The sequence below is a fragment of the Comamonas sp. NLF-1-9 genome (genome assembly GCF_019195435.1).
Classification (GTDB): Bacteria; Pseudomonadota; Gammaproteobacteria; order Burkholderiales; family Burkholderiaceae_C; genus Comamonas_C.
The window spans coordinates 1,877,487-1,903,052 of record NZ_CP078069.1 but is presented as its reverse complement, the minus strand read 5'-3'; the positions used below and the strand labels follow the sequence as shown (position 1 = coordinate 1,903,052).

Here is a 25,566-nt window from a genome sequence, read left to right as displayed (position 1 = left end):
GGCTTCTGCGGCCCAGGCATTCGGCGCCAATTCTGGCTGGGTCCTGCGCGGCTGAAGGCGCTCCCACAGGGCATGCGCTGCATCACGGCGCAATCTTGCGCTTGATCGCCAGCGCCATCGCCGGCGGCAGGCTGGGCAGGGCGCGCAGCATCCAGGGCAGTACGCGGCGTTTGGCGCCGGCGAGCGACTCGGGCACCAGCGCCTCGATCAGATGCGGGCCGGGCTGGGCCAGCGCGTATTCAAAGGCGCGGCAAAAGCCCTCGGCGGTATCCGTGCGCACCGCGTGCACGCCCATGCCCTGGGCGAGCTGCGCGAAGTTCAGCCCCGGGCCCTGCAGATCGAGCTGGGCGCGCGCCTTGGGGCCGCCGCCGCCGGTCGCGCCCACGCGCTCCAGTTCCACGTTGAGCACCGAGTAGCTGGCGTTGTTGAAGACGACGGTGGTCACGTTCAGGCCTTCGCGCGCCATGGTCCACAGCGCCTGGATGGTGTACATGCTGCTGCCGTCGCCCACCAAGGCGATGACCGGCCGGTCGGGGCAGGCGATGGCCGCGCCCACGGCGTTGGGCAGGCCCTGGCCTATGGCGCCGCCGGTCAGCGTGATCAGGTCGTGGCGCGGGCTGCCTGCGGTCATCACGCCCAGCATCAGGCCGCTGGTGATGGCTTCGTCGATGACGATGGCGCGCTCGGGCAGCAGGTGGCCGACGGCCTTGCAGACCTTGGGCGCGCTGAGCCGGCCGCGCGGGCGCCCGGGGGCGCGCGCCGGCTGCAGCGCCGGTGCGCTGCCATCGGCGCCCAGGGCAGTGGCCAGCGCCTGCAGGCTGGCGATGGCGTCCTGCGCGGGGCTGGCCAGGGTGTGCACGGTGCAGCCGCCCGGCACCAGGTCGCTTTGCTTGCCGGGGTAGGCGAAGAAGGAGACCGGGCTCTTGGCGTCCACCAGCACCAGGTGCTTGAAGGGCGCAAGCTGCACGCTCGCAAGCTCGGCCAGGTAGGCGATGCGCTCCGGCGCCGGCAGGCCGGCGCCGCGCTCCATGCGCGTGGGAAAGCATTCGGCAAACAGTTTTGCGCCCGCCTGCGCGGCGATGCGCGCGGCGGCCATTAGGCCCGGCTCAAGCAAGGCCTGGCCACCGAGCAGTAGCGCTACCGGCTGGCCCGAGCGCAGCAGGTCGGCGATCTGCGCCAGCGTCTGCGCATCGGCCGGCGGCGCCGGGCTTGCCGGCGGGGCGGCGCAGGGCACGCCGCCTTCGCTCCAGGAGACGTCGGCCGGCAGGATCAGCGTGGCCACCTGCCCGGGCAGGCCGCGCGCCGCGACCAGCGCGTCCACCGCGTCCTGCGCCAGCGCCGCGGTGCTGGCGGCGGTGCGCACGAAGCCCGGCGAGACATTGCGCGCCACGGTTTCTATGTCCGACTGCAGTTGTGCGTCGTATTTGACGTGGTGCGTAGCGTGGTCGCCCACGATGTTAAGCACCGGCACCTTGCCCTTTCTTGCGTTGTGCAGATTGGCCAGGCCATTGCCCAGGCCGCAGCCCAGGTGCAAGAGCGTGGCCGCGGGCTTGCCGGCCATGCGCGCGTAGCCGTCGGCCGCCCCGGTGGCCACGCCCTCGAACAGCGCGAGCACGGCGCGCAGGCGCGGCTCGTCATCGAGTGCGGCGACGAAGTGCATCTCCGAAGTGCCGGGGTTGGTGAAGACCACTTCGATGCCGGCGTCGGCCAGGGTCTGGATCAGGGCGTGGGCTCCGTTCATGGGTATGCGTTCCTGTGCGGGGGGTCGAATTACGGTCGTGCCTGCATGCGCCGGCCGGCGCGCCGGGCTATTGCGTCGCCCACGGCGCGCGACAGGCGCGGGGTGTGGCGCGACAAGAAGGCCGTCAGGCGCGCGCGCGGCGAATCGATGATCTCGAACTCGCGCCGCGCAATGCCGCGCAGCAGGGCGGGCACGGAATCCTCCAGCCGGGCACTGCCGGCAAAGGCCTTGAGCGCGGCCGAAACCGGGTGCTGCTGGCGTTTTTCTTCTTCCACCATGGGGGTCATGATCTCGCCGGGGCAGCACAGGCTCAGGTCCATGTGCTTGAGCCTGAGCTCGTAGCGCAGCGCCTCGGCCAGGCCGCGCACGCCGAACTTGGAGGCGCAGTAGGCGGTGTAGGCAAAATTGCCGGTGAGCGCGGCGAGCGAGGCGACCAGCACCAGGTGGCTGCCCGCCTGCATGTGCATGAGCACCGCAGCGGCGAAGTGGCGCGAGCCCTTGAGGTTGATGTCGATCACGCGGTCAAAATCCTGCGCCCTCGCCTGGTCGAACGGCAGCGCGTTGATGACGCCCGCCGAATTGATCGCCAGGTCGGGCGGGCCGATCTGTGCCACTGCCTGCGCTACTGCCTGCGTGATCGAATCGGGTTGCGCCACGTCCGCAGCCAGCGAGACAAAGCGTTGCGCGGGGTCGCGCGCCGCTGCGCGCAGTTCTTCGAGCACCTCGGGCGCGCCGCTGCGGTTGAAGAGCGCGATGTTGACGCCTTCGCGTGCCAGCTCCAGCGCCATCGCCCGGCCTATGCCGCTGCTGGCGCCGCTGATGAAGACGGTGCGCGGCGGGCCTTTTTTCCAGCGGTAGTTCATGGCGCGTCCTCCTGCAGGATCAGCTCGGCGGCCTTCTCGCCGATCATGATGGTGGGCGCGTTGGTGTTGCCGCTGGTGATGCGCGGCATGATCGAAGCATCGGCCACGCGCAGGCCCGCCAGGCCGTGCACGCGCAGGTCTGGGCCGACCACGGCCGCCGGGTCGCTCGCCGGGCCCATGGCGCAGGTGCCGACGGGGTGGTATTCGGTGTCGGCCGTGGCGCGCAGGTGGGCGGCGATGCCCGCCGGGTCGTCTGCCGACAGCGGCGCCAGCATTGCCCCGCGCCAGGGGGCGAGCGCCTCGTCGTTCATGATGGCCAGCGAGCGCTGCACGCCGCGCACCAGGCGCGGCAGGTCGTCCGGGTCGCTGAAATACTGTGGATCGATGCGCGGCGCCTGGCGCGCGTCGGCACTGGCGATGCTGACGCTGCCGCGGCTCCTGGGGCGCAGCAGCGTCACGTGCAGACCGAAGCCATGGCCCCAGTGGGCCTTGCGGCTGTGGTCGTCGACGATGGCGACGACGAATTCCAGCTCGATGTCGCTGGCGGGCAGCCCTGGCTCGGTCGCGAAAAAGGCGCCGGCCTCGGCCACGTTGCTGGTGATGCAGCCGCTGCGCTGGCGGCGCCATTCGTGCATGCCAAGCAGCAGCTGCAGCGCGCCCGAATGGCACATGCCAAGGCCGGCGTCGCCGCGCAGGCCGCGCCAGTTGAGCGATGCGGTGAGATGGTCCTGCAGGTTGCGCCCCACGCCCGCCAGCGCATGCACCGGCGCAATGCCCAGCGCCTGCAGCGCATCGGCCGCGCCCACGCCCGAGCACAGCAGCAACTGGGGTGAGCCGTAGGCACCGCTCGACAGGATGATCTCGCGCCGCGCGCGCAGCACGCTTTGCTGCCCGCCGCGGTCTATGCGCACGCCGGCCGCGCGCCGCCCTTCCCAGACGATGTGCAGCGCCTGGGCCCGGGTGAGGATGGCGAGGTTGGGCCGCTGGCGCACCGCCGGCGTGAGGTAGGCCGCTGCCGCGCTGCAGCGCTCGCCGCCGCGCTGCGTCACCTGGGCGCGCCAGCAGCCTTCCTGCTGCGCGCCGTTGTAGTCGGGCGTGGGCGCGACGCCCTGCGCCTCGCAGGCGCGCAAAAAGGCCTGCGTGGTGGGAAAGCGGCTGCGCAGCCAGTCCACGCCCAGCGGGCCGCCCGCGCCGTGGTAGTCGTCCTCGCCAAAGCAGGCGCTGTCCTCGGCCCGCTTGAACAGCGGCAGCACGCTGGCGTAGTCCCAGCCCGGGTTGCCCAGCCGGGCCCAGCCGTCGTAGTCGCTGGCGTGGCCGCGGCAATAAATCATGGCGTTGACCGCGCTGGAGCCGCCCAGCACCCGTCCGCGCGGCTGAAAACCGCGGCGGCCATTGAGCCCCGGCTGGGGCTCGGTGTGGTAGTGGATGGAGTTCTTCTTGACCCGCGCCTCGGCGACGAAGCCCAGGGGTGCACGAATCAGCAGGCTGTCGTCACGCCCGCCCGCCTCGAGCAGGCAGACGCTGTGCGCCGGGTTCTCGCTCAGGCGCCGGGCCAGCACGCAGCCCGCGGAGCCAGCGCCGACGATGATGAAGTCGAAGGCCTTGGTTTCTTCACTATTGATAGCTGTCATCGCAGATCCCGCAAGCGCTAGAGCCCGATTTGTTTCAAGAAATTCGTTCAAGGCAGGCAGCGTCGATGTCCTGCAGCCGGCCTACCCCCGTCAGCATCATGGTGGTGCGTAACTCGCGCTGCCAGTGGGCCAGCAGCCGGGCGACGCCGGCCTCGCCGCCCGCGGCCAGCGCCCAGACCCAGGGGCGGCCGATGAGCACGCCGTGCGCGCCCAGCGCCAGCGCCTTGAACACGTCCACGCCGCTGCGGATGCCGCCGTCGACCAGCAGCTCGGTGCGCCCGCCCACGGCCTGCGCGATGGCGGGCAGGACGCTCGCGGTGGCCGGGGCGGCATCGAGCTGGCGCCCGCCGTGGTTGGAGACGACGATGCCATCGGCGCCCGCATCCACTGCGGCCTGCGCGTCCTCGGCGCTGAGGATGCCCTTGAGCAGCAGCCGCCCCTTCCATTGCTGGCGCAGCCAGGCGATGTCTTGCCAGGTCACGCTCGGGTCGAACTGCGCGTCCACCCAGGCGCGAAAGGCGTTGAGGTCGCGCGCGCCCGGCACCTGCGCCGCCAGGTTGCCAAAGGTGAGCGGCTTGCCCCCGAGCGCCACGCGACGCACCCAGCCCGGGCGCGCAAGCACCTGCCAGGCCTTGATGAGCGCGGGACGCGCGCCGGCGTCGGCCAGGCCGTGGCGCACGTCGCGCCAGCGCAGGCCGGTCACCGGCAGGTCGACGGTGAAGACCAGCGTGCGGCAGCCGCTCGTCCAGGCGTCTTGCAGCAGCGCCTGCACTGCGCTGCGGTCGCGCAGCATGTAGAGCTGGAACCAGAACGGTGCGCGCGTGGCCGCAGCTACTTCGCTCAGGGGGCAGATGCCGACCGTGGACAGCGTGAAGGGCACGCCCGCGGCCTGGGCGGCGCGCGCCGCCTGCACCTCGCCGCGCGCTGCGGCCATGCCGGCCAGGCCCACGGGCGCCAGCGCCAGCGGCAGCGCGCAGTCTTCCCCGGCGATGCGCGTGTGCGTGCTGACCTGCGTCACATCCACGAGCACGCGCTGGCGCAGGCGCAGCGCGGCAAAGGCCTGCACGTTGGCCGCGAGCGTGTGCTCCGCGCCTGCGCCGCCGTCGATGTAGTCGGCGTAAAAGCGTGGCAGGCGCCGGCGCGCCAGGCGCTGCCAGTCGTCCGTGGTGGCGGGGTAGGCCAGGCTCATGCGGCGGCTCCCGTGGTGATGCTGCGCGCAGCCGCCTGCGCGGTGAGGATGCAGCCGGGCAGGAAAGTGCCTTCGAGCGAGCGGCGGCCAGAGGCTCCGCCGCCGCCAAAACCGGCCATCTCGCCCACGGCGTAGAGGCCGTCGATGGCCGCGCCAGCGCCGCTGAGCACGCGGCTTTGCAGGTCGGTCTGCAGGCCGCCCAGGCTCTTGCGCGTGATGAGCTGGGTTTGAATGGCGATGAAGGGGCCACTGCCCGGCTTTTGCAGCGGCGCGGGCTTGCAGGTGCGCAAGCGGTCCGGCCCCCACTGGCGCGCGTGCAGGATGCGGCGGATCTGCTCGTCGTTTTGCAGCTTGTGGCCGAGCGCGAAGTTGGCGTCAAAGGCGTCGGCCGTGGCCTGCAGCACCGCGGGCTCGACGTCGAGCGAGGCGGTGAGCTGGTTCATCTGCCGCGCCAGCTCCTGCAAGGTGTCGGCGACGAGAAAGTGGCGGCTCTCGCGCTGCATCTGGCGCAGCAGCCGATGGTTGCCCAGCAGGGTCTCCTTGAGGAAGGAGGGAAACTGGCGGTCGCGGATGCGCGCGTTGTGCTCGGCGCCCGAGATCGCGAACTCCCTGGCGGCGATGCGCCAGTTCATGAGCTGCCAGGTCCAGGGCTTGGCCTGGGCCGCCACGCGCTGGCACAGCCAGTGCGTGTCAAAACCGGTCACCAGCGGCTCGGGGCCGATGCGCCGCCCGGTGTGGTCCAGCCACAGCGCCGACTTGCACGGAATCAGCGACAGCCCGTGGCCGGCAAAGTGCGGAAAGGGGTGCGGTATGCCGGCCGCGTAATTCCACATCTCGCCCGCGTGGGTGATCTGCGCGCCCAGATGCTCTGCCGCCCAGCGGTGCATGCGCCCGTCGGCAAAAGGGTGGGCGCCGTTGAGCATGGCGGCGGGCAGCGGTCGGCCTGCGGGCCAGTTGCGCCGCGCCTCTTCGTGGCTGCCGTTGAGCCCGCCCGTGGCCAGCACCACGACCGGCGCGGCGATGCGCGTCTGGGCGCCGCTGTCTTCGTCGATGGCGAGCACGCCCGCAAGCCGCCCGCCCGCGTGGTCGAGCGCCGTTGCGCGCTGGCGGTGCAGCAACGTCAGGCGCCCGTTGGCGGCGGCGTGCAGCGCGGCGATCAAGCTGCGTGTCATGTGCCGCGAAGTGCCCCAGACGATGTGGTAGCGCGGCAGGCTGTTGCCCTCGCCGTGCATGCCGCGCTCGACCCAATTGACCGCCGGCATGAACTTCAGGCCGTGAGAGAGCAGCCAGTCGTAGACCTGGGTGCGCGAATGCTCCACATAGTGGCGCGCCCAGGCGAGCGGCCAGGCGTCATCGGGCGAGAGTTCGGCAAAGCGCAGCCAGTCGGCGAGCGCCCGCTCGGGCGTGTCGGGAATTTTCATGCGCGCCTGCAGCGGCGTGCCGATGAGCGCCATACCGCCAAAGGCCCAGAGCGCGAGGCCGCCGAAGCGCTCGGGCGTGTCGCGATCGATCAACGCCACGCGCCGACCCGCGCGCAGCAGCTCCAGCGCGGTCACTATGCCCGCCAGGCCGCCCCCCACGATGGCCACATCGGCCTGTTGCTCTGTCACCTTGTGCCTCCTGCGTGGCTGCATTGTTGGCGCAGCATGCCAGAGGCGGTTTGTAGCGCCAAGAGGCAGGGCGCTTTGTCGCCCGTGGGACGGGTGCGGCGGCTCGCGCTCAGGCTGCGGTGATCAGCCCTTCGTGCGTGGCGCGGCGCAGCGTGTGCTCGACGAGGCGGTCGCAGCGCTCGCCGTCAAAGGCGAAGGCCTGGCCCAGCGTCAGGTCGATTTCGCTTGCCAGGCCTTCACGCAGCAGGCTGCGCGCGCGAAAGAAGCGCGTGCGCACCGTGGGCTCGGGCAGGCCCAGCGCGTGCGCCACTTCGGCCACGCTGAGCTCCTGCACCGCGCGCAGCACGAAGACGGCGCGGTAGATGTCGGGTAGCCGGTCTATGCGCTCTTCCAGGATCTGGCGCAATTCTTCTCGCATGGCAGTTCTTTCCGGTTGCAGATCCGCATCGGCCGTGAAGTGCGCCTGCACCTGGGCGTCCGGGATCTGCATGGCCGCGTCCAGCGGAATGACCTGGCCGTGGCTTCGGCGCAGGCGCGCCAGCGCCGCATTGGCCACGATGCGCACCAGCCAGGTGGACAGGCGCGCCTCGGCACGAAACGTGCCCAGCGCGCGCCAGGCCTGCAGGTAGCCGTCTTGCACGACCTCCTCGGCCTCGGCGTCGTTCTTGAGGATGGCGCGCGCGGTGCGAAACAGCAACTGGTTGTGCCGGCGCATGATGGCTTCAAACGCGTGGCGTCGGCCGGCCAGCGCATGCGCAACCAGTTCCGCGTCGCCGGCATCGGCGCCGGCGATGGACGGCGCAGGCGCTTGCGGCGCGCGCACTGCGGCGGAGTCAGTAGCCATAGAACTCCTCGCTGCGCACGTCGTCCTCGTCCACGCCGGCCTGCTCCAGCATTTCGCGCATGGCTTGCACCATCGCGGGCGGGCCCGAGACGTAGAACACCGGTGCGGGCAGGCCTTCGATCGCCCGGCGGATGAAGGCCGCGTCGACGAGGCCGGTGGCGCCGCTCCAGGGCTGGCTGGATTTTTCCATCTCGGTCATCGTCGCCAGCAGTTTGAAGTGCGGGTTTAGCCGCTCAAGCTGCTGCAGCTCGTCCAGGAAGGCGCAGTCCTCGGGCCGGCGGTTGGAGTAGAGCAGCCGCAGCGGCTGGGCACTGCCTTCATGCGCCGCGTGGCGCAGCATGCTCATGAAGGGCGTCACGCCTATGCCGCCCGCAATCAGCACGCCCGCGCGCTCTGTCTTCTTGTGCAGGGTCAGCGAACCAAAGGGCCCGTCCAGCTCGACGGCTGCGCCCAGAGGCAAGCCGTCCAGCGCGTTCTTGAACTTGCTCGCGCGCATGCGCGTGGTGACCACGAGCTCGTCCTCGTGCGGCGCGCTGACGATGGAAAACGCATGGCGCACGTCCGAGCTGTTGGGGTCGGCGCCCGCGCTGCTCAGGATCAGGTCCAGCGCCTGGCCGGGCCGAAACGTGAACCCTGCGGGTTTGTCGAAGTGAAACGCCTTGGTGCCTTGGGCGACTTCGTTTTTCGATTTCAGATGCACCGTTTGTGTCGTCATGGACAGACCTCCTGTTGGTATTCCCGTCATTGGATGCACAAGGCAGCGCGGATATTCCCACAGCCCTCCGGGGGGCCGCATGACCGGATGCGCATTGGGGACAATCGCGGCCATGGCACACCACTTCCCCTCCCGGGCCGACGCCCGTCCCCCCGGCGCCCTGCTGCTGGGCTGGCGCGCGCTGCGCCGCGACCTGCGCGCGGGCGAGCTGCGCCTGCTGATGCTCGCCGTGCTGCTGGCGGTGGCCGCGCTCAGCGCCGTCGGATTCTTTGCCGACCGGCTGCAAGGCAGCCTGCAGCGCGACGCAGTGCAGCTGCTCGGCGGCGACGCGGTGATCGTGAGCGACCAGGCCACGCCCGAGGCCTTCGTGCGCGAGGCGCAGGCCTTGGGGCTTGCGGGCGTGCAGACGCTGAGCTTTCCGACCATGGCGCGCGCCGACGACGCCCAGGGCGGCGCCAGCCGCCTGGTGGCGCTCAAGAGCGTGCAGGCCGGCTACCCCTTGCGCGGCCAGATGCAGACCGCGCCCGACACGCAGCAGCCCGGCCAGCCGACCGCCGACATTCCCGCACCCGGCGAGGTCTGGGTCGACGCGCCGCTGCTGGGCGCGCTGGAACTGGCCGTGGGCGATGGGCTGTGGCTGGGCGAGGCGCGCCTCATGATTGCGCGCGTCATCACGCTGGAGCCCGACCGCGGCAGCGGCTTCATGAGTTTTGCGCCGCGCGTGCTGATGAACGCCGCAGACCTGCCGGCCACGGCCCTGGTCCAGCCCGCGAGCCGCATCACCTGGCGCTATGCGGTGGCCGGCGCGCCGCGCGCCGCCGTGCGCTACGCCGCCTGGGCCGAGCAGCAGGCAAAGGCCGCCGGCGTGCGCGGGGTGCGCGTGGAGACGCTTGCCAGCGGGCGCCCCGAGATGCGCCAGACGCTGGAGCGCGCGCAGCAGTTTCTGAACCTGGTGGCCTTGCTGGCGGCGCTGCTGGCGGCCGTGGCGGTGGCGCTGGCCGCGCGCGCCTTTGCCGCCCAGCACCTGGACGGCGCGGCGCTGCTGCGCGTACTCGGTCTGGCGCAGCGGCGCATCGCCGGCGCATACGTGCTGGAGTTCGCGCTCGCCGGCGTGCTGGCAAGTGCTGCCGGCGTGGCGCTGGGCTGGGGCGTGCACTGGGTCTTCGTCTGGCTGCTCGGCGCACTGGTGCCCGCGGGCCTGCCGCCGGCCAGCGCCTGGCCGGCGCTGCTGGGTCTGGGCGTGGGGCTGACACTGCTGGCCGCCTTTGGCCTGCCGCCGGTGCTGCAACTGGCGCGCGTGCCGCCGCTGCGCGTGATACGCCGCGACGTGGGCGCGATCAAGCCGGCTTCGGCCGCGGTGCTGCTGCTGGGCGTGGCGGGGTTTGCCGCGCTCTTGCTCATCGTCAGCCGCGACTGGCGCCTGGGGCTGATCGCGGTCGGCGGTTTTGCCGGCGCGGTGCTGCTGTTTGCGCTGCTCGCCTGGCTGGCGGTGGGGGCCTTGCGCCTTGCGGTGCACGAGGGCCGCGCGCCGCGCTGGCTGGTGCTGGCCACGCGCCAGATCGCCGCGCGCCCGGCCTATGCGGTGGTGCAGGTCAGCAGCCTGGCCGTGGGGCTGCTGGCGCTGGTGCTGCTGGTGCTGCTGCGCACCGACCTGATCGCCAGTTGGCAGCAGGCCACGCCCGCCGATGCGCCCGACCGCTTCGTCATCAACATCCAGCCCGACCAGGCGGCAGACTTTCGCGCCGTGCTGGCCGAGGCCGGCGTGCAGCGCTACGACTGGTACCCGATGTTTCGCGGTCGGCTGGCGGCCATCAACAGCCGGCCGGTGAGCGCCGCCGACTATGCCGACGAGCGCGCCCGCGGGCTGGTGGAGCGCGAATTCAACCTCTCGCACACGAGCGAGCCGCCGGCGCACAACCCCATCGTCGCGGGGCGCTGGACGCCGGGCGAGGCGGGCGCGGTCAGCGTGGAAGAGGGCATTGCCAAGACCCTGGGCCTGAAGCTGGGCGACCTGCTGCGCTTTGACATAGCCGGCATGGACAGCGAGGTGCGCATCACCAGCGTGCGCAAGGTGGACTGGGCGACGATGCGCGCCAACTTCTTCGTGCTCTACCCGCTGGCGGCCATGCCCGAGCTGCCCATCACCTACCTGGCCGCCTACCGCGCGCCGGACGTGGCGGGCTTTGACAACGCGCTGGTGCGCCGCTTTCCCAACGTCACCAACGTGGACATGAGCGCGGCGCTGGCGCAGGTGCAGGCGGTGCTGGCGCAGGTGGTGCGCGCGGTGGAGTTCCTGTTTGCCTTCACGCTCGCGGCTGGACTGCTGGTGCTGTTTGCCGCGGTGACGGCCACACGCGAAGCAAGGACAAGGGAATTTGCCATCATGCGGGCGCTGGGTGCGCGCGCGCGCCTGCTGCGCCAGGTGCAGCGCGCCGAATTGCTCGGCGTGGGCCTGCTCGCCGGGCTGCTGGCCAGCGCGGTGGCCATGCTGCTGGGCGCGCTGCTGGCGTTCAAGGTGTTCGACTTTGCCTGGACCGCGCCGCCCTGGATACCGCTGGCCGGCGCCGTGGCCGGTGCGCTGCTGGCCTGGCTGGCGGGCTGGTGGGGGCTGCGCGAGGTGTTGCGCCGCCCGGTGGTGCAAACCCTGCGCGCGGCCGCGCTGTAGGCGGGATGAAGGGTGAAACAGACGATGGCAGATGCGCATGCAGCGCCCGACTGGGCCGACGCGCCCGAGGGCGAAGGCTGGAACTGGCTGGCGCAGGACGCCGACGGGCGCTGGTTCTGGTATTGCACCGAGCCACGCCTGAACTGGCCCGGCGGCGTGTGGCGATCGAACTCGCGCAAGCAGCGCTTTGCCGGCAGCGGCGCGCCCAATGCGCGCTGGGACGCGAGCATGCAAACCCGCCCCGGTTTTCTGCCCACGGACGCTGCGCCTGAGTGACAATGGCGCGGCGCGCGCGCCGGGGCCGGCACTTGACAGGCCCCCGCGCGGCGCACCGCGACAACAACACACGGCCAGGAGGACGCGATGACGCAGACGGGATGGGCAATGCTGGCGCTGCTGGCGGTGGTCTTGGTCTGGGCGGTGGCCGCCTACAACCGGCTGGTGGTGCTGCGAAACCGCATAGCCAACGCCTTCGGGCAGATCGACGTGCAGCTCAAGCGCCGCCACGACCTCGTGCCCAATCTGGTGGAGGTAGCGCGCGGCTACCTCAAGCACGAGGCTTCGACGCTGCAAGCGGTGATCCAGGCGCGCGCGCAGGCCATGGGCGCGGCCGACGCGGCGCGTGCCGCACCCGGCGACGCGGCGCGCATCGGGGCGCTGGCCCAGGCCGAAGGGCTGCTTGGCGGCAGCCTGGGGCGGCTGATGGTGCTGACGGAAAACTACCCCGAGCTCAAGGCGGACGCCACGATGCGCGAGCTCTCCGAAGAGCTGACCAGCACCGAAAACCGCATCGGCTTTGCGCGCCAGGCCTACAACGACCAGGCGCTGGAATTCAACGACGCGGCCCGGCAATTTCCCGCGCTCATCGTCGCGCGCCTGTTCGGATTTGGCACCGCGCCCATGCTGCGCTCGACCCAGGGGCCGGCCGAGCGCGAGGTGCCGCGGGTGCAGTTCTAGGCGCGCCGAGCACCGCCACGCGCCATGAAGTTCTGGGACCGGCAAGACGCCGCGCGCGCGCAGACGCGCCGCCTGCTGCTGGCGTTTGCGCTGGCGCTGGGGTTGCTGTTGCTGGGCGTGCACCTGGCGCTGGCGCTGGCCTGGGTGCTCATGGCCTGGATGCTGCCCGTGCACCTGCCGTTTCCCGCAGGTTTTCTGGTCACCAACGTGGGCGTGTCGCTGATGCTGGTGCTGGGCGGCTGGTGGATTGAAACCTCCAACCTGCGCGGCGGCGGCCTCAAGCTCGCCCGGCGCATCGGCGCGCGCGAGGCGCGCCCAGGTGTCTCGCATGCCGAGCAGCGCCTGTGCAACGTGGTCGACGAGCTGTGCGTCGCCGCCCAGATGCCGCGCCCGCAGGTCATGGTGATGCCGCGCGCCGACGCCATCAACGCTTTTGCCGCCGGCTGGGACGCGAGCGACGCGGTCGTCGCCGTCAGCCAGGGCGCACTGGACTATCTCGACCGTGAAGAACTGCAAGGCATGGTGGCGCACGAACTCAGCCATCTGCACGAGGGCGACACGCGGCTGAACATGCAGCTCATCGGCATGGTCTACGGGCTGGAGCTGATCTACCACTTTGGCGACACGGTGCGCGACCGCGGCGGCCTGGCCTGGTGGTTTGGCAGCGCCATCATGCTCGCGGGCAGCGCCGGCTGGCTGGCCGGGCGCCTGCTGAAGGCGGCGGTGTCGCGCCAGCGCGAGCACCTGGCGGACGCGCGCGCGGTGCAGTGGACGCGCTCGCGCGACGGCCTGGGCCAGGTGCTGCGCAAGGTGATGACGCAGCGCGCGCAGGCCGAGCGCGGCCGGCGCTCGCTGATGCAGGACTACGGCGGCCTGGCGCACCCCGCGCTGCAGCATCTGCTGCTGGTGCAGGCGCCCGACGAGCGCCGCTGGATGCAGCGCCTGGACAGCCACCCGCCGCTCAAGGACCGGGTGCGCGCCATCTACGGCCATCCCATGCCGCCGCTGCCGGTGCGCCCGCTGCCGGCCGCGCCCGAGCCGCCCGCCCAGCGCCAGGCCGCGCCCGCCGGCGCGCTGCCGCTGGCCGCGCAGTTCGACCCGTTTGCACGCAGCAGGCAGGCCGGATGAGCAGCTCGGGCCAGTGGTTTTACTGGGCGCTGGCCTCGGCCGGCTTTGCCGCGCTCACCGCCATCTTCGCCAAGCTCGGGGTGAGCGGCATCAACGCAGACCTGGCCACCTGGGTGCGCACCGTGGTGGTGCTGCTGGTGCTCAGCGCCTTCGTGCTGGCTACCGGCCAGTGGAGCAACCCGCTGGCGCTGCCGGGCAAGAGCTGGCTCTTCCTGGTGCTCTCGGCGCTGGCCACGGGCGCTTCCTGGGTCTGCTACTTCCGGGCGCTGCAACTGGGCGACGCCTCGAAGGTCGCGCCGGTGGACAAGTTCAGCGTGGTGCTGGTGGCGCTGTTTGCGCTGCTCTTCCTCGGGGAGCGACCGGCGCTGCGCGACTGGGCCGGCATTGCCCTGGTTGCGTCCGGGGTGCTGGTGCTCTCACTGAAAAGATAGCTGCTCGCGCAGGTGCAGCAAGGGCTGGAGCCGGATTTCATCCATATTTTTTTCGATTGGGCTGCAGCAGCACCACCAGCGCTCCGGCGCCGCCTTCGGCCGGCCGCGCCTGCACGAAGGCCAGCACTTCGCGCTTTTGCGCGAGCCAGGCCTGCACCCGGCCCTTGAGCACCGGGGTCTTGCCGGGCGAGCCCAGGCCCTTGCCGTGGATTACGCGCACGCAGCGCAGCCCCGCGCGGTGCGACAGGCGGATGAACATGCCCAGCGCCTCGCGCGCTTCGCCCTGGCGCAGACCGTGCAGATCGAGCTGGCCTTGCAGGCTCCAGTGGCCGGCGCGCAGCTTGCGCGTCACGTCCAGGCCTATGCCGGGGCGGCGAAAACTCATCTGGTCGTCCACGTCCAGCAGCGTGGAGACGTCGAACTCGTCGCTCAGCGACTCCTGCAGCACCTGGCGCTCGTCCTTCTCGCGCTGCAGGGGCCTGGGCTCGGGCGCGGGCGGCGCGCTCCAGTGGCGCTCTGCGCCGCTCTTGAGCGGCTTGACCTTGCCGACCGCGGCTTCAAACAAATGCTGCGCGGCCCAGGCCTGCTGGCGCGCCTGCTCCTGGGCGCGCTGGCGCGCCGCCTCCTGCTCGCGCGCGTGCTGCAGCGCGCGGCGCAGCAGGCCGAGCTCGCCCAGCGAGTGCGCGCGCAGCCCCTTCACCGCGCCGGCTCCGGGCAATGGCCGCTGCCGCCGGGCGGGCCAAGGTAGCGCGTGGCGATGAACTGCGTGGTCTGCGCCGGGTTGAAGTTGTTGTCCGAGACGAAGACGAGCGTGCAGCCGCCATCGGCCAGGCGCGCCCCCCAGTCCATGCCTTCGATGTTGTCCAGCTCTGGCACCAGCGTGCCCAGGTCCGCGATCAACTGCTTGGCCACGGGGCGCCAGGCGCCGCCGGGCGTGAGTGCGTCCAGGGCCAGGGTGTCGCTGCCGTCTCGCGTGTCGATGCGGTACAGGCGCGCGCCAAAGCCCGCGCCCGCGCTGTAGGAGCGCTCGAGCACCAGCATGTGGTGCGCGTCCTCCATCAGGATTTCGCTCACGCCGTTGAGCTGCGGGCCGGGCAGGCGGCGCGGCAACGGCACGCGCTCCAGCGGATAGGCGATCTGGCGCAGCGGCCGGCCGCTGGCCAGCTCCAGCGCGGTGATGCGCACCGGCGCGCCCGCGTCCCGGGGCGTGGGCGCGGGCCCGTCCTGCTGGAGCGGCAACTCCATTGCCAGCCACAGCGTGCGCCCGTCGGGTGTGAGCGCCAGGCCTTCGAGCGCGCCGTTGCCGCGTGCGCCCTGTTCGCCCTTGACCGGTTGCAGCGCCGCGGGCAGCGCGAGCTCGCGCAGGTAGCTGCCGTCGAGCCGGTTGATGCGCACGCGCGGGCCAAAGCCCCGGGCAAAATCGCCCTCGCTGCTCCAGACGTAGGCCTCGCTGCCGGGCAGCCAGCGCAGGGCTTCGGCGTCGGGCCGGTCCACGCCGTTTTCGGGGCGCCACCAGGGCGCAAACGGCGCGTCGCCCGCATGGCGCGGGTGCAGCACGCCGGTGAGACGCGGCGGCGCGAGCGGCGCCTTGCCAATGTCCATCCGGGCGCGGTAGACGCGCGCCGGCCCGTCGTTGCCGCGGTCGTCGCTGATCAGCAGGTATTCGTCGCGCGCGGCGCTGTAGGCAATGCCCGAGAGCCCGCCTACCGTGGTGCCGCCGAATTCAGTGCCAGTGGGCAGCTCCACCACGCCGATCAATTGCAGGCGTGCGGGCGGCGCAGGCAGGGGCGGCGGCGCGGGTGCAAAGGCGCAGCCCGCCAGCACCAGCGCCAGCAGCGCCAGGCGCATCTGCATCACACCAGGCCCCGCTCGGCCATGGACAGCGCGCCGCCCGCGGCCACGATGATGTGGTCGAGCACGCGCACGTCCACCAGCGCCAGCGCGCTCTTGAGGGTTTGCGTGAGCTGCTCGTCGGCGCGGCTGGGCGCGAGGCTGCCGCTGGGATGGTTGTGCGCCAGCACCACGGCGGCCGCGCCATGGTGCAGCGCGCGCAGCACCACCTCGCGCGGATAGACGGCAGTCTGGGTGAGCGTGCCGCGAAACAGCTCCTCGTAGGCCAGCAGGCGATGCTGGCTGTCCAGCAGCAGCAGGGCGAAGACCTCGTGCGGCTGGCGCGCCAGGTGCAGCTGCAGGTACTCGCGCACCGCCTGCGGCGTGTCCAGCACGGCGCGCGTCTGCAACTGTTCGGCCAGCGCGCGGCGCGCAAGCTCCATCACCGCCAGCAGCTCGGCGCGCTTGGCTGGGCCCAGGCCCTTGATGCGCTTGAGGTCGTCGCCCGAAGCGGCCAGGAGTCCACTCAGGCCGCCAAAGCCGCCGCCGCGCGGGCCTTGCGCGCCGGCGGCCACGGCGGGTTGCAAGAGCTCTTGCGCCAGCTGCAACACGCCCTTGCCCTGGATGCCGGTGCGCAGCAGCAGCGCCAGCAGCTCGGCGTCGCTGAGCGCGGCGGCGCCGCGCGCCAGCAGCTTTTCGCGCGGCTGGCTGTCGGCAGGCAGGTCTTTGAGCGGCATGGCGGTAGGGGTTTGCGCGTGCTTCTTAGAATCGGTCAGTTTATCCAGAGCCTGCACCATGACCGACTCCCCTGCCGCTGCCGAGCCTGCCAAGGTCGAGCCCGGGTCCTTCCTGACCTTGCACTACCGCCTGGCCGGCCCGGCCGGTGACGTGATCAATACCTTCGGCAGCCGCCCGGCGACCTTGTCGGTGGGCACGGGCGAGCTCTCGCCCGCGCTGGAAGCGCGCCTGATCGGCCTGCCCGAGGGCGCGCGCGCCAGCTTCGAGGTGCCCGCGGGCGAAGCCTTTGGCGAGCGCAACCCCGAGATGCAGCAGTGGGTGGCAAAGAAGCTGCTCGACGCCATGGGCGACCCCGAGGACGAATACCACGTGGGCGAGGTGGTGGAGTTCGCCACGCCCGACGGCAGCGGCACCTACGCCGGGGCGGTGCTGGAAGTGCGCGGTGACGGCGCGCTGCGCGTGGATTTCAACCATCCGCTGGCGGGTCGCCCCGTCACCTTTGAAGTTCAGATCATCGGAGTGTTATGAGCGTGAACCTACCCCAGGAAGTCGTGCTGGCGCAGCCGCGCGGCTTTTGCGCCGGCGTGGACCGCGCCATCGAAATCGTCGAGCGCGCCTTGATCAAGTTCGGCGCGCCCATCTACGTGCGCCACGAGATCGTGCACAACACCTACGTGGTCAACGACCTCAAGGCCAAGGGCGCGATCTTCGTCGACACGCTGGAGGGCATACCCGAAGGCTCGATCGTGATCTTCTCGGCCCACGGCGTGAGCCGCGCGCTGCAGCAGGAGGCGGTCGAGCGCGGCCTCAAGGTCTATGACGCGACCTGCCCGCTGGTGACCAAGGTACACGTCGAGGTCGCCAAGCTGGCCAAAGAGGGCTACGAATTCATCATGATCGGCCACGCCGGCCACCCCGAGGTCGAGGGCACCATGGGCCAGCTCGAGGGCGGCATCTACCTGGTGCAAGACCTCTCCGACGTGAACAAGATCCAGCCGCGCCAGACGGAAAAGCTCGCGCTGGTGACGCAGACCACGCTGTCGGTAGACGACGCGCGCGAGATCACCGCCGCAATCCGCGCGCGCTTTCCCGCCGTGCGCGAGCCCAAGCAGCAGGACATCTGCTACGCCACGCAAAACCGCCAGGATGCGGTCAAGCTGCTCACCCGCCAGGTGCAGATGGTCATCGTCGTCGGCAGTCAGACCAGCTCCAACAGCAACCGCCTGCTGGAACTGGCCCGGCGCATGGGTACGCCCGCGCACATGGTGGACTCTGCCTCCGAGCTGCAGGACGCATGGTTTGAGGGCATGACGCGCATCGGCCTCACCGCAGGCGCGTCGGCCCCGGAGATCCTGGTGCAACAGGTGATAGAGCGCATCAAGCAGATCAGCGGCGTCACCGTGCGCACCATGGACGGCGTGACCGAAGACATGCGCTTTCCGCTGCCCAAGGGCCTCAAGCTCGAAGGCGACGCCGAGCCCGAGCGCTCGGCGCTGCATGTGCGCGCGCAGGACGCCCAGCCCTGAGGGCTTGCGCGTCCGCCGTATTTCCGCTCCTTCCTCCTTCGCGGAAAGGCCAGGATGGGGGGGCGCAGGCATTGCGAGCCGTGGCTGGCTGCTGGCCCCCACCCCAGCCCTCCCCCAGAGGGGGAGGGAGAAATACCCGGAGCGCATGACCCGATGCCCCTTGGGCGCCGCTCCTTCCCCCTTTTGGGGGAAGGCCGGGATGGGGGCCGCCGGCATTGCAAGCCGTGGCTGAATGCGGGCCCCCACCCCAGCCCTCCCCCAGAGGGGGAGGGGGAAAGACAGGGCGTGCGCAGGGCGATACGGTTTTGATAGCTGTCTACGCAATACCCACAAGCGGTAGCGCCCGATTTGGCTTGAAGAACAAAGGGCGCCACAGAATTGGCCCCACAATCAGGACATCGCGCCGGCCCTGATTCCATGGTTGAAATCCTCGTTCTTCTTGCGCTCATCTTCCTCAACGGGCTGTTTGCCATGTCCGAGCTGGCGCTGGTGTCGGCGCGCCGCGCCAGGCTGCAGCGGCTGATCGATGAGGGCGACGCGGGCGCAATCGCCGCCGTCCGCCTGGGCGAAGACCCGACGCGCTTTTTGTCCACCATCCAGATCGGCATCACCTCGATCGGTGTGCTCAACGGCATCGTGGGTGAATCGGCGCTGGCGCAGCCGCTCGCGGCCTGGCTCATCCGGCTGGGCATGCAGCCGGCGACGGCCGGCTATCTGGCGCTGGGTGTGGCGGTGGTGGTCATCACCTATTTTTCCATCGTCGTGGGTGAGCTCGTGCCCAAGCGCCTGGGGCAGAGCCAGCCCGAGCTGGTGGCGCGCTGGGTGGCGCGGCCGATCAATGGCCTGGCGCGCGCCACGCAGCCCTTCGTCAAGCTGCTGACCGTCTCTACCGAGGCGCTCCTGCGCCTGCTGCGCGTGCACACCGGGCGTGAGGCGGTGACCGAGGACGAGATCCACGCGATGCTGGCCGAAGGCACTACCGCCGGCGTGATCGAGAGCCATGAGCACCAGATGGTGCGCAACGTCTTTCGCCTGGACGAGCGCCAGATCGGCTCGCTCATGGTGCCGCGCTCGGACGTGGTGTTTCTGGACGTGCTCGCGCCGTTTGAGCACAACCTCTCGGTGATCGAGCGCTCCAGCCATGCGCACTTTCCGGTGGTGCGCGGCGGCATGGAGCACATCCTGGGCGTGGTGCGCGCGCGCCAGTGGCTCACCCGCGTGCTGCGCGACCCGGCCGCGCAGGCGCTCGACGGCGAGCAACTGCAGCCGCCGCTGTACGTGCCCGAAACCATAGACGGCATGGAGCTGCTGCACGACTTTCGCAACTCCGCGGTGCACATGGCCTTCGTCGTCGACGAGTACGGCGAGGTGCAGGGCATCGTCACCGTGACGGACGTGGTGGAGGCGATCACCGGCGAATTCCAGACGCCCGATCCGGGCGACGCCTGGGCGGTGCAGCGCGCCGATGGCTCCTGGCTGCTCGATGGCCACATCCCCGTGCCCGAGCTCAAGGACTGCCTGGGCCTGGCGAGCGTGCCCGAAGAGGACCGGGGCCACTACCAGACGCTCAGCGGCATGCTGATGCTGCTGACCGGCAAGCTGCCCAGCGAAACCGACGTGGTGCAGTGGGAAGGCTGGCGCCTGGAGATCGTCGACATGGACGGCAAGACCATAGACAAGGTGCTGGCCTCGCGCCTGCCGGTCGATTCGCCGGCCACCTGAGCGCGCCGGCGGCCGGGTTGGGCGCTGTCAGCCCCACAAATCCAGCGGCGGGTCGGCCACCAGGGCCTGCAGGATATCGGTGCGCGAGATGAAGCCGGTGCAGTGCCCGGCCTCGTCGGTCACCGCAAGGCCGGGCAGGCCGGTATCCAGAAAGACCCGCGCCACGCGGCGCAGGTCGGTATCGGGCGAGACCGCGGGCACGGGGCTGAGCATCACCTGGGCTACCGGCCGGCGCGCCAGCGCGATCGCCTGCTCGATCGCGCCGGGTTCGGGCAGCAAATCCAGCGGCGCCATGTCCGCGCGCAGCAGCAGACCCAGCAGCTGACCCTGCTCGTCCACTACCGGCGCCTGGGCCACGCCGTGCTGGGCCATGGTCTGCCAGGCATCGTTGACCCGCGCGACGGGGCTGACGGTGATGGCGCCGCGCGTCATCACGTCGCTCACGTAGCGCAGCACGCGGCGCTGCGCGCTGGCGCCGGCGGCGGTTTCCTCGTAGGCCAGGATGGGCGCGGGGCGGCTCGCCGGACCTTCGCGCGCGGCGGCTTCGGCAGTGGCAAAGGCTGCTGCCTGCTCTTGGGGCAGGCGAGTGCGCAGTGCCTGCGGGCGGCCCACGCGCTTGACCAGCCCGAGGCGCGAGACCGCGTCCGCATCGCCGCGCAGCACGCGCCCCGTCGGCCCGAAAACGAAGAACATCGCGCCACCCTCCCGGCCCGCGCGGGCCGGCGTTTGCCCGCCGAAACAAGGCCGCGTCCGCCCGTTGTGTGCGCCCCCGGGCCGGCTTGCATCCCATTCCGGTCCAGGGCGCGCCGCCTTGCATGGACGGGCGCGGCGCCACCCTAAAATCGCCAGACTATGCTTGACATTCTCCTTTTGCGCAAAGACCTCGCCACGGCTGTCGCGCGCCTGCAGACCCGCAAGAATCCGCAGCCCTGGCTTGACGTGCCGGCCTTCCAGGCGCTGGAGGCCGAGCGCAAGGCCATCCAGACGCGCACCGAAGAGCTGCAATCCACGCGCAACCGCCTGTCCAAACAGATAGGCCTGCTCATGGGCCAGGGCGACAAGGACGCGGCCGAGGCGGCCAAGGCCGAAGTCGGCGCGCTCAAGGGCGAGCTGGACGCGTCCGCCGCGCGCCTGGAACAGATCCAGCACGCGCTGCAGGCCATGCTGGCCGCCGTGCCCAACCTGCCGCACGACAGCGTGCCCGTGGGCGCGGACGAATCGGCCAATGTCGAAGTGCGCCGCTGGGGCACGCCGCGCAGCTTTGACTTTGCGGTCAAGGACCATGTCGACCTGGGCGCGCCTCTGGGCCTGGACTTCAACCTGGCCACCAAGCTCGCCGGCCCGCGCTTCGCGGTGATGCAGGGCGCCATCGCGCGCCTGCACCGCGCACTGGCGCAGTTCATGCTGGACGTGCACACCGCCGAGCACGGCTACACCGAATGCTACGTGCCCTACATCGTCAACGCCGACACCCTGCGCGGCACCGGCCAGCTGCCCAAGTTCGAGGGCGATCTGTTTGCTGCGCACAAGGGCGGTCAGGACGCCGAGCCCGTGCCCGACCATGCCCAGCTCTACCTCATCCCCACCGCCGAGGTGCCGCTGACCAATCTTGTGCGCGACGTCGTGCTGCCCGAGTCCGAGCTGCCCATCCGCCTGACCGCGCACACGCCCTGCTTTCGCTCCGAAGCGGGCAGCTACGGGCGCGACACCCGCGGCATGATCCGCCAGCACCAGTTCGACAAGGTCGAGATGGTGCAGATCGTGCACCCCGAGCAAAGCTACGAGGTGCTCGAGCAGATGACGGCGCACGCCGAAACCATCCTGCAGCGCCTGGGCCTGCCGTATCGCGTAGTGAGCCTGAGCACCGGCGACATGGGCTTTGGCGCCGCCAAGACCTACGACCTGGAGGTGTGGCTGCCGGCGCAGAACACCTACCGCGAGATCAGCTCGGTGAGCAATTGCGAAGCCTTCCAGGCGCGGCGCATGCAGGCGCGCTTCAAGAACGCCCAGGGCAAGAATGAGCTGGTGCACACCCTGAACGGCTCCGGCGTGGCCGTCGGCCGCGCGCTGGTAGCGGTAATGGAGAACTGCCAGCAGGCGGACGGCAGCATCACCATCCCCGAGGTACTGCGCCCCTACATGGGTGGCCTGGAGCGGTTGGCGCCCTGAGCATGCCTGATTGGGATCAGGAGCACAGGAGCATTGCAGACGGGGGTTTGCCTTCTTTGAAATGTGCATATTTATATGCATAATGTGAACCGTGCAATTTGTTTGGCATGAACCCAAGCGCCAAGACAATTTGGCAAAGCATGGTTACGACTTTGCCGATGCGCCGCAGGTGTTTGCCGGGCCCACGATCACGCTGGAGGACGCGCGTGATTACGGCGAGCAGCGTTTCAACACCACGGGTTTCCTGGGGCTGTCCATCGTGACGATCACCCATGCTGAAACCGCCGACGAAATCCGCGTCATTTCCATGCGAAAGGCCGAACCCCATGAAATCGACACCCTCAGCCGCTACCTCTGAAGCCAAGGCTCCGCGCCTGCGCGTGGGGCTGAAAGACGTGGATCGCGCTGAATTTGCGACAGCGGTACGCGAGCGTCTGGGCAAGCAGCGCGTGAGCATCATGCTCGATGGCGAGGTGTTGGCCTTCTTTCGCGCCAAGGCTGGCGAGCGCGGGTACCAGACGCTGATCAACCAGGCGCTGCGCGAAGCGATGGCAAGCGAACGGCTGGAAACCACGCTGCGGCGCGTGATTCGCGAAGAGATGCGCTCCGCGTAAATGCGGTATGGGGCGAAAGGTTTGTCGCCTGAGCGGCCAAATTCCCCGCTACAATCGCCGGTTCGAGTCGCGGAGAGGTGGCAGAGTGGTCGAATGTACCTGACTCGAAATCAGGCGTACGTGCAAGCGTACCGTGGGTTCGAATCCCACCCTCTCCGCCAGAATCGCCAAAGCCTTGCAGGTGCCCAGCCTGCAAGGCTTTTGTTTTGCCCGTGCGGGCGGCGCTGCCGCATTCAGCTTTGCGCCTGCAGCCGGGTGATTTGCTCCTCGCTCCAGCCCAGTTCGCCCAGGATGGCGCGGGTGTGCTGGCCGACGGCGGGGATGGGGTCCATGCGGTAGCTGAAGGCCTTGCTGGTGCCGGGCGGCAGCAGCGCAGGCAGGGGGCCGACGGGGGAGTCGACCTCGCGCCAGCGCTGGCGGGCGGCAAGCTGTGGGTGGGCCCACAAGCCGGCCAGGTCGTTGACGCGGGCGTGGGCGATGCCCGCGGCGCTCAGGCGCTGGGTGAGTTCGGCGGCACCAAGCCGGCTGAAGCTTTGCGTGATCAGCGTCTGCAGCTCGGCGCGGTGGGTGTTGCGCTGGGTGCTGTCCGCAAAGCGCGGGTCGCGGGCGAGTTCCGGGCGCTGCAGCACGCCTTCACAAAAGGCCTGCCATTCGCGCTCGTTTTGCACGCCCAGGATGAGGCTGGCGCCGTCGCCCGCGGTGAAAGGGCCGTAGGGGTAGATGCTGGCGTGCGATGCGCCGGTGCGCGGCGGGGGCGGCGCGCCGTCAAAGGCGTAGTACAGCGGGTAGCCCATCCATTCGGCCATGGCTTCAAGCATGGAGACGTCGATGTGGCTGCCTTCGCCGGTCTTGCCGCGCAGCAGCAGGGCCGAGAGCACGCTGGTGTAGGCGTACATGCCGGCGGCGATGTCGGCTACCGAGATACCGGCCTTGACCGGCGAGTCGGGCGTGCCGGTGACGGACAGGAAGGCGGCTTCGCTCTGGATCAGCAGGTCGTAGGCCTTTTTGTCGCGCCAGGGGCCGTCCTGCCCGTAGCCCGAGATGTCGCAGACGATGAGCCTGGGGTTGTGCGCCTTCAGCGCGTCGTAGGACAAGCCCATGCGCGCCGCTGCGCCGGGCGCAAGGTTTTGCACCAGCACGTCGGCGGTTTGCAAGAGCTGCATCAGCGCGGACTTGGCCTGGGCTTGCTTGAGGTTCAGCGCCAGGCTTTCCTTGCTGCGGTTGATCCAGGTGAAATGCGACGACAGGCCGCGCACGCGCTGGTCGTAGCCGCGCGCAAAGTCGCCGCCGCCGGGGCGCTCCACTTTGATCACGCGCGCGCCCAGGTCGGCCAGCTGGCGCGTGGCAAACGGCGCGGCGACCGCGTGTTCCAGCGAGACGACGGTGATGCCGTCGAGCGGGCGGGGCCGGGTGTGCGTTTTTGTCATGGGCGGCTTTCAAAAAACGTAGCTGTGTGCGCTGACTGTGAAAAGAATTGAGGGTATTTTGTGTTTAAAACCGAAGCACTACCAGCGCAAGGCGCTATGCAAATCGTAGTTCATCGGTCTGCCGTTGCCTTAAGTTTCCCCTAAGCGCACTTGCCCACACTGCCCTTGCATTGAAGCAATCTCCCAAGGAAGGGCAAACCATGAACCGCTTGATTTCCACTCCGCGCCGCCTGGTGGTGGCGCTGCTTGCGGCCGGCGTGCTCGGCGCCACGGGCGCCGGGCTGGTGACGGCGCGCGACGCGCATGCGTTCTCCTTCGGCAATGTGCCGGTGGCGGCCGCAACGGCCAACGCGCCGCAGGCCGCGCCGGCGCTGGTCACGCTGCCGGATTTTTCCCAGATCACCCAGCGTTATGGCGCGGCGGTGGTCAACATCAGCGTGAGCGGCATGCGCAAGGTTTCCGACGATGAGGACGGCGGTGCGCCTGCGCGCCGTGGCCCGCAGATCGATCCCGACGACCCGTTTGCGCCGTTCTTTCGCCACTTCGGCATTCCCGGCGGCGCCCTGCGCGGCCCGCAGATGCAACCCCAGCCCATGCGCGGCGAGGGTTCGGGTTTCATCGTCGACGCCGACGGCCTGGTGCTGACCAATGCCCACGTGGTCAAGGGCGCGGACCGCGTGACGGTCAAGCTCACCGACCGGCGCGAGTTCCAGGCCAAGGTGCTGGGCAGCGACCCCAAGACCGACATCGCGGTGCTCAAGATCGACGCCAAGGACTTGCCCACGGTCAAGCTGGGCAACTCGGCCGACCTGAAGGTGGGTGAGTGGGTGCTGGCGATTGGCTCGCCCTTCGGCTTCGAGAACACGGTGACCGCGGGCGTGGTCAGCGCCAAGGGCCGCAGCCTGCCCGACGACAGCTACGTGCCCTTCATCCAGACCGATGCGGCGGTGAACCCCGGCAACTCCGGCGGGCCGCTGTTCAACACGCGCGGCGAGGTCGTGGGCATCAACTCGCAGATCTACAGCCGCACCGGCGGCTACCAGGGCGTGTCGTTTGCCATCCCGATCGAGGTGGCGCAGCACGTGGAGCAGCAGATCGTCAAGACCGGCAAGGTGGAGCACGCGCGCCTGGGCGTGACGGTGCAGGGCGTGAACCAGACCTTTGCCAATTCCTTCAAGCTCGCCAAGCCCGAAGGCGCGCTGGTGGCCAATGTGGACGAGGGCGGCCCGGCGGCCAAAGCCGGCCTCAAGACCGGTGACGTGATCCTGAAGATCAACGACGAGCCCATCGTCACCTCGGGCGACTTGCCCGCCTACATCGGCCAGTCGCTGCCGGGGCAGAAGGTGCAGCTCGAAGTCTGGCGCGACGGCCAGGCGCGCACCCTGGTGGCCACGCTGGGCAATGCCGGCGACAAGGACGCGGCCAGCGCGCGCGCCGACGAGGCGCTGGGCAAGGGCCAGCTTGGCCTGATGCTGCGCCCGCTGCAGCCCGAAGAGGCGCAGGCCGCGGGCGTGGACCAGGGCATGGTCATCGCCCAGGCACGCGGCCCGGCGGCATTGGCCGGGGTGCAGGGCGGCGACGTGCTGCTGGCCATCAACGGCACGCCGGTCAAGAGCATGTCTGAGGTGCGCGCCGCCATGCAGAAGGCGGGCAAGTCCGTGGCCCTGCTGATCGAGCGCGACGGCAACAAGATCTTCGTGCCGGTCAACATCGGCTGAAGCTGCGCGCGCCCAGGCCCGCGGTCCGATGCACGGGCCGCGGGCTTT

At 70.2% G+C, this 25,566-nt stretch carries 24 protein-coding genes and 1 tRNA gene; 13 read left to right on the top strand and 12 right to left on the bottom strand.

Annotation, left to right across the window (positions count from 1 at the left end; all coding sequences use genetic code 11):
* Positions 1-82: 82 nt before the first annotated feature.
* The 7 genes from KUD94_RS09140 to KUD94_RS09110 all read right to left on the bottom strand — a co-directional run bounded on the left by KUD94_RS09140 (position 83) and on the right by KUD94_RS09110 (position 8,593).
* Entirely contained in the window at positions 83-1,741 is a 1,659-nt protein-coding gene (locus tag KUD94_RS09140; RefSeq protein ID WP_218236838.1) for an acetolactate synthase large subunit, read from the bottom strand.
* Positions 1,742-1,770: 29 nt separating this feature from the next.
* Positions 1,771-2,604 (bottom strand): SDR family NAD(P)-dependent oxidoreductase, encoded by an 834-nt coding sequence (locus KUD94_RS09135; RefSeq protein WP_218236836.1) that lies wholly within the window; start codon positions 2,602-2,604, stop codon positions 1,771-1,773.
* Complete coding sequence (locus KUD94_RS09130) at positions 2,601-4,235, bottom strand: GMC family oxidoreductase (RefSeq protein WP_218236834.1); 1,635 nt, start codon at positions 4,233-4,235, stop codon at positions 2,601-2,603. Before KUD94_RS09130 ends, KUD94_RS09135 begins: the two co-directional genes overlap by 4 nt.
* Positions 4,236-4,269: 34 nt before the next feature.
* Entirely contained in the window at positions 4,270-5,424 is a 1,155-nt protein-coding gene (locus KUD94_RS09125; protein WP_218236832.1) for an L-lactate dehydrogenase, read from the bottom strand.
* Positions 5,421-7,034: an FAD-dependent oxidoreductase gene (locus KUD94_RS09120; RefSeq protein ID WP_255568685.1), complete on the bottom strand. Its 1,614-nt coding sequence runs from the start codon at positions 7,032-7,034 to the stop codon at positions 5,421-5,423. Before KUD94_RS09120 ends, KUD94_RS09125 begins: the two co-directional genes overlap by 4 nt.
* 109 nt (positions 7,035-7,143) lie before the next feature.
* A complete protein-coding gene (locus KUD94_RS09115) occupies positions 7,144-7,878 on the bottom strand; it encodes an RNA polymerase sigma factor (protein ID WP_218236828.1) in 735 nt (244 codons plus the stop codon).
* The gene (locus KUD94_RS09110) at positions 7,868-8,593 is read right to left on the bottom strand and encodes a ferredoxin--NADP reductase (protein WP_218236826.1); all 726 of its coding nucleotides are present in this window, start codon (positions 8,591-8,593) and stop codon (positions 7,868-7,870) included. Before KUD94_RS09110 ends, KUD94_RS09115 begins: the two co-directional genes overlap by 11 nt.
* A 112-nt stretch (positions 8,594-8,705) precedes the next feature.
* Between KUD94_RS09110 and KUD94_RS09105 the strand changes: the two genes are divergently transcribed.
* The 5 genes from KUD94_RS09105 (at position 8,706) to KUD94_RS09085 (ending at position 13,774) form a co-directional block, all read left to right on the top strand.
* On the top strand, positions 8,706-11,258 hold the full coding sequence (locus KUD94_RS09105) for an ABC transporter permease (protein ID WP_218236825.1): 2,553 nt from the start codon (positions 8,706-8,708) through the stop codon (positions 11,256-11,258).
* Between the two features lie 24 nt (positions 11,259-11,282).
* Positions 11,283-11,534 carry a hypothetical protein gene (locus KUD94_RS09100; RefSeq protein ID WP_218236823.1) on the top strand — a complete coding sequence of 84 codons (252 nt, stop codon included), beginning with the start codon at positions 11,283-11,285 and terminating at the stop codon, positions 11,532-11,534.
* Between the two features lie 87 nt (positions 11,535-11,621).
* Positions 11,622-12,215, top strand: coding sequence for a LemA family protein (locus KUD94_RS09095; protein ID WP_218236821.1), 594 nt, complete (start codon positions 11,622-11,624; stop codon positions 12,213-12,215).
* Between the two features lie 24 nt (positions 12,216-12,239).
* Positions 12,240-13,343 carry a M48 family metalloprotease gene (locus tag KUD94_RS09090; RefSeq protein WP_218236820.1) on the top strand — a complete coding sequence of 368 codons (1,104 nt, stop codon included), beginning with the start codon at positions 12,240-12,242 and terminating at the stop codon, positions 13,341-13,343.
* Positions 13,340-13,774, top strand: coding sequence for an EamA family transporter (locus tag KUD94_RS09085; protein WP_218236818.1), 435 nt, complete (start codon positions 13,340-13,342; stop codon positions 13,772-13,774). Before KUD94_RS09090 ends, KUD94_RS09085 begins: the two co-directional genes overlap by 4 nt.
* Positions 13,775-13,811: 37 nt before the next feature.
* Here the strand turns inward: KUD94_RS09085 and KUD94_RS09080 are convergent, their stop codons facing one another.
* From KUD94_RS09080 to radC, 3 genes are read right to left on the bottom strand one after another with little or no spacing between them, the layout of a single operon-like run.
* A complete protein-coding gene (locus KUD94_RS09080; protein ID WP_218239251.1) occupies positions 13,812-14,465 on the bottom strand; it encodes a Smr/MutS family protein in 654 nt (217 codons plus the stop codon).
* 5 nt (positions 14,466-14,470) lie between these two features.
* On the bottom strand, positions 14,471-15,628 hold the full coding sequence (locus KUD94_RS09075) for an esterase-like activity of phytase family protein (RefSeq protein WP_218239250.1): 1,158 nt from the start codon (positions 15,626-15,628) through the stop codon (positions 14,471-14,473).
* A complete protein-coding gene (gene radC / locus KUD94_RS09070) occupies positions 15,628-16,341 on the bottom strand; it encodes a DNA repair protein RadC (protein ID WP_218236816.1) in 714 nt (237 codons plus the stop codon). The genes KUD94_RS09075 and radC overlap by 1 nt, the downstream gene beginning before the upstream one ends.
* A 58-nt stretch (positions 16,342-16,399) precedes the next feature.
* Here radC and KUD94_RS09065 point away from each other — a divergent pair, with 58 nt between their 5' ends.
* The 3 genes from KUD94_RS09065 to KUD94_RS09055 all read left to right on the top strand — a co-directional run bounded on the left by KUD94_RS09065 (position 16,400) and on the right by KUD94_RS09055 (position 19,590).
* Positions 16,400-16,870: a peptidylprolyl isomerase gene (locus tag KUD94_RS09065; protein ID WP_218236814.1), complete on the top strand. Its 471-nt coding sequence runs from the start codon at positions 16,400-16,402 to the stop codon at positions 16,868-16,870.
* Positions 16,871-16,872: 2 nt separating this feature from the next.
* A complete protein-coding gene (gene ispH / locus KUD94_RS09060) occupies positions 16,873-17,868 on the top strand; it encodes a 4-hydroxy-3-methylbut-2-enyl diphosphate reductase (protein WP_218236812.1) in 996 nt (331 codons plus the stop codon).
* A gap of 417 nt (positions 17,869-18,285) precedes the next feature.
* Positions 18,286-19,590, top strand: a complete 1,305-nt coding sequence (locus KUD94_RS09055; RefSeq protein WP_218236810.1) for a hemolysin family protein — start codon at positions 18,286-18,288, stop codon at positions 19,588-19,590.
* Positions 19,591-19,617: 27 nt separating this feature from the next.
* Here the strand turns inward: KUD94_RS09055 and KUD94_RS09050 are convergent, their stop codons facing one another.
* On the bottom strand, positions 19,618-20,283 hold the full coding sequence (locus KUD94_RS09050; RefSeq protein ID WP_218236808.1) for an HPP family protein: 666 nt from the start codon (positions 20,281-20,283) through the stop codon (positions 19,618-19,620).
* 159 nt (positions 20,284-20,442) lie between these two features.
* Here KUD94_RS09050 and serS point away from each other — a divergent pair, with 159 nt between their 5' ends.
* The 4 genes from serS to KUD94_RS09030 all read left to right on the top strand — a co-directional run bounded on the left by serS (position 20,443) and on the right by KUD94_RS09030 (position 22,534).
* Positions 20,443-21,759, top strand: coding sequence for a serine--tRNA ligase (gene serS / locus KUD94_RS09045; protein ID WP_218236806.1), 1,317 nt, complete (start codon positions 20,443-20,445; stop codon positions 21,757-21,759).
* Between the two features lie 91 nt (positions 21,760-21,850).
* Positions 21,851-22,117: a BrnT family toxin gene (locus KUD94_RS09040; protein WP_218236805.1), complete on the top strand. Its 267-nt coding sequence runs from the start codon at positions 21,851-21,853 to the stop codon at positions 22,115-22,117.
* Entirely contained in the window at positions 22,086-22,373 is a 288-nt protein-coding gene (locus KUD94_RS09035; RefSeq protein WP_218236803.1) for a BrnA antitoxin family protein, read from the top strand. The genes KUD94_RS09040 and KUD94_RS09035 overlap by 32 nt, the downstream gene beginning before the upstream one ends.
* A 71-nt stretch (positions 22,374-22,444) precedes the next feature.
* Positions 22,445-22,534, top strand: a tRNA-Ser gene (locus KUD94_RS09030).
* A gap of 72 nt (positions 22,535-22,606) precedes the next feature.
* Here KUD94_RS09030 and KUD94_RS09025 read toward each other — a convergent pair.
* Entirely contained in the window at positions 22,607-23,800 is a 1,194-nt protein-coding gene (locus KUD94_RS09025) for a CaiB/BaiF CoA-transferase family protein (protein WP_218236801.1), read from the bottom strand.
* 200 nt (positions 23,801-24,000) lie between these two features.
* Between KUD94_RS09025 and KUD94_RS09020 the strand changes: the two genes are divergently transcribed.
* Positions 24,001-25,518: a DegQ family serine endoprotease gene (locus KUD94_RS09020; protein WP_218236799.1), complete on the top strand. Its 1,518-nt coding sequence runs from the start codon at positions 24,001-24,003 to the stop codon at positions 25,516-25,518.
* The last annotated feature ends 48 nt before the right edge of the window (positions 25,519-25,566 follow it).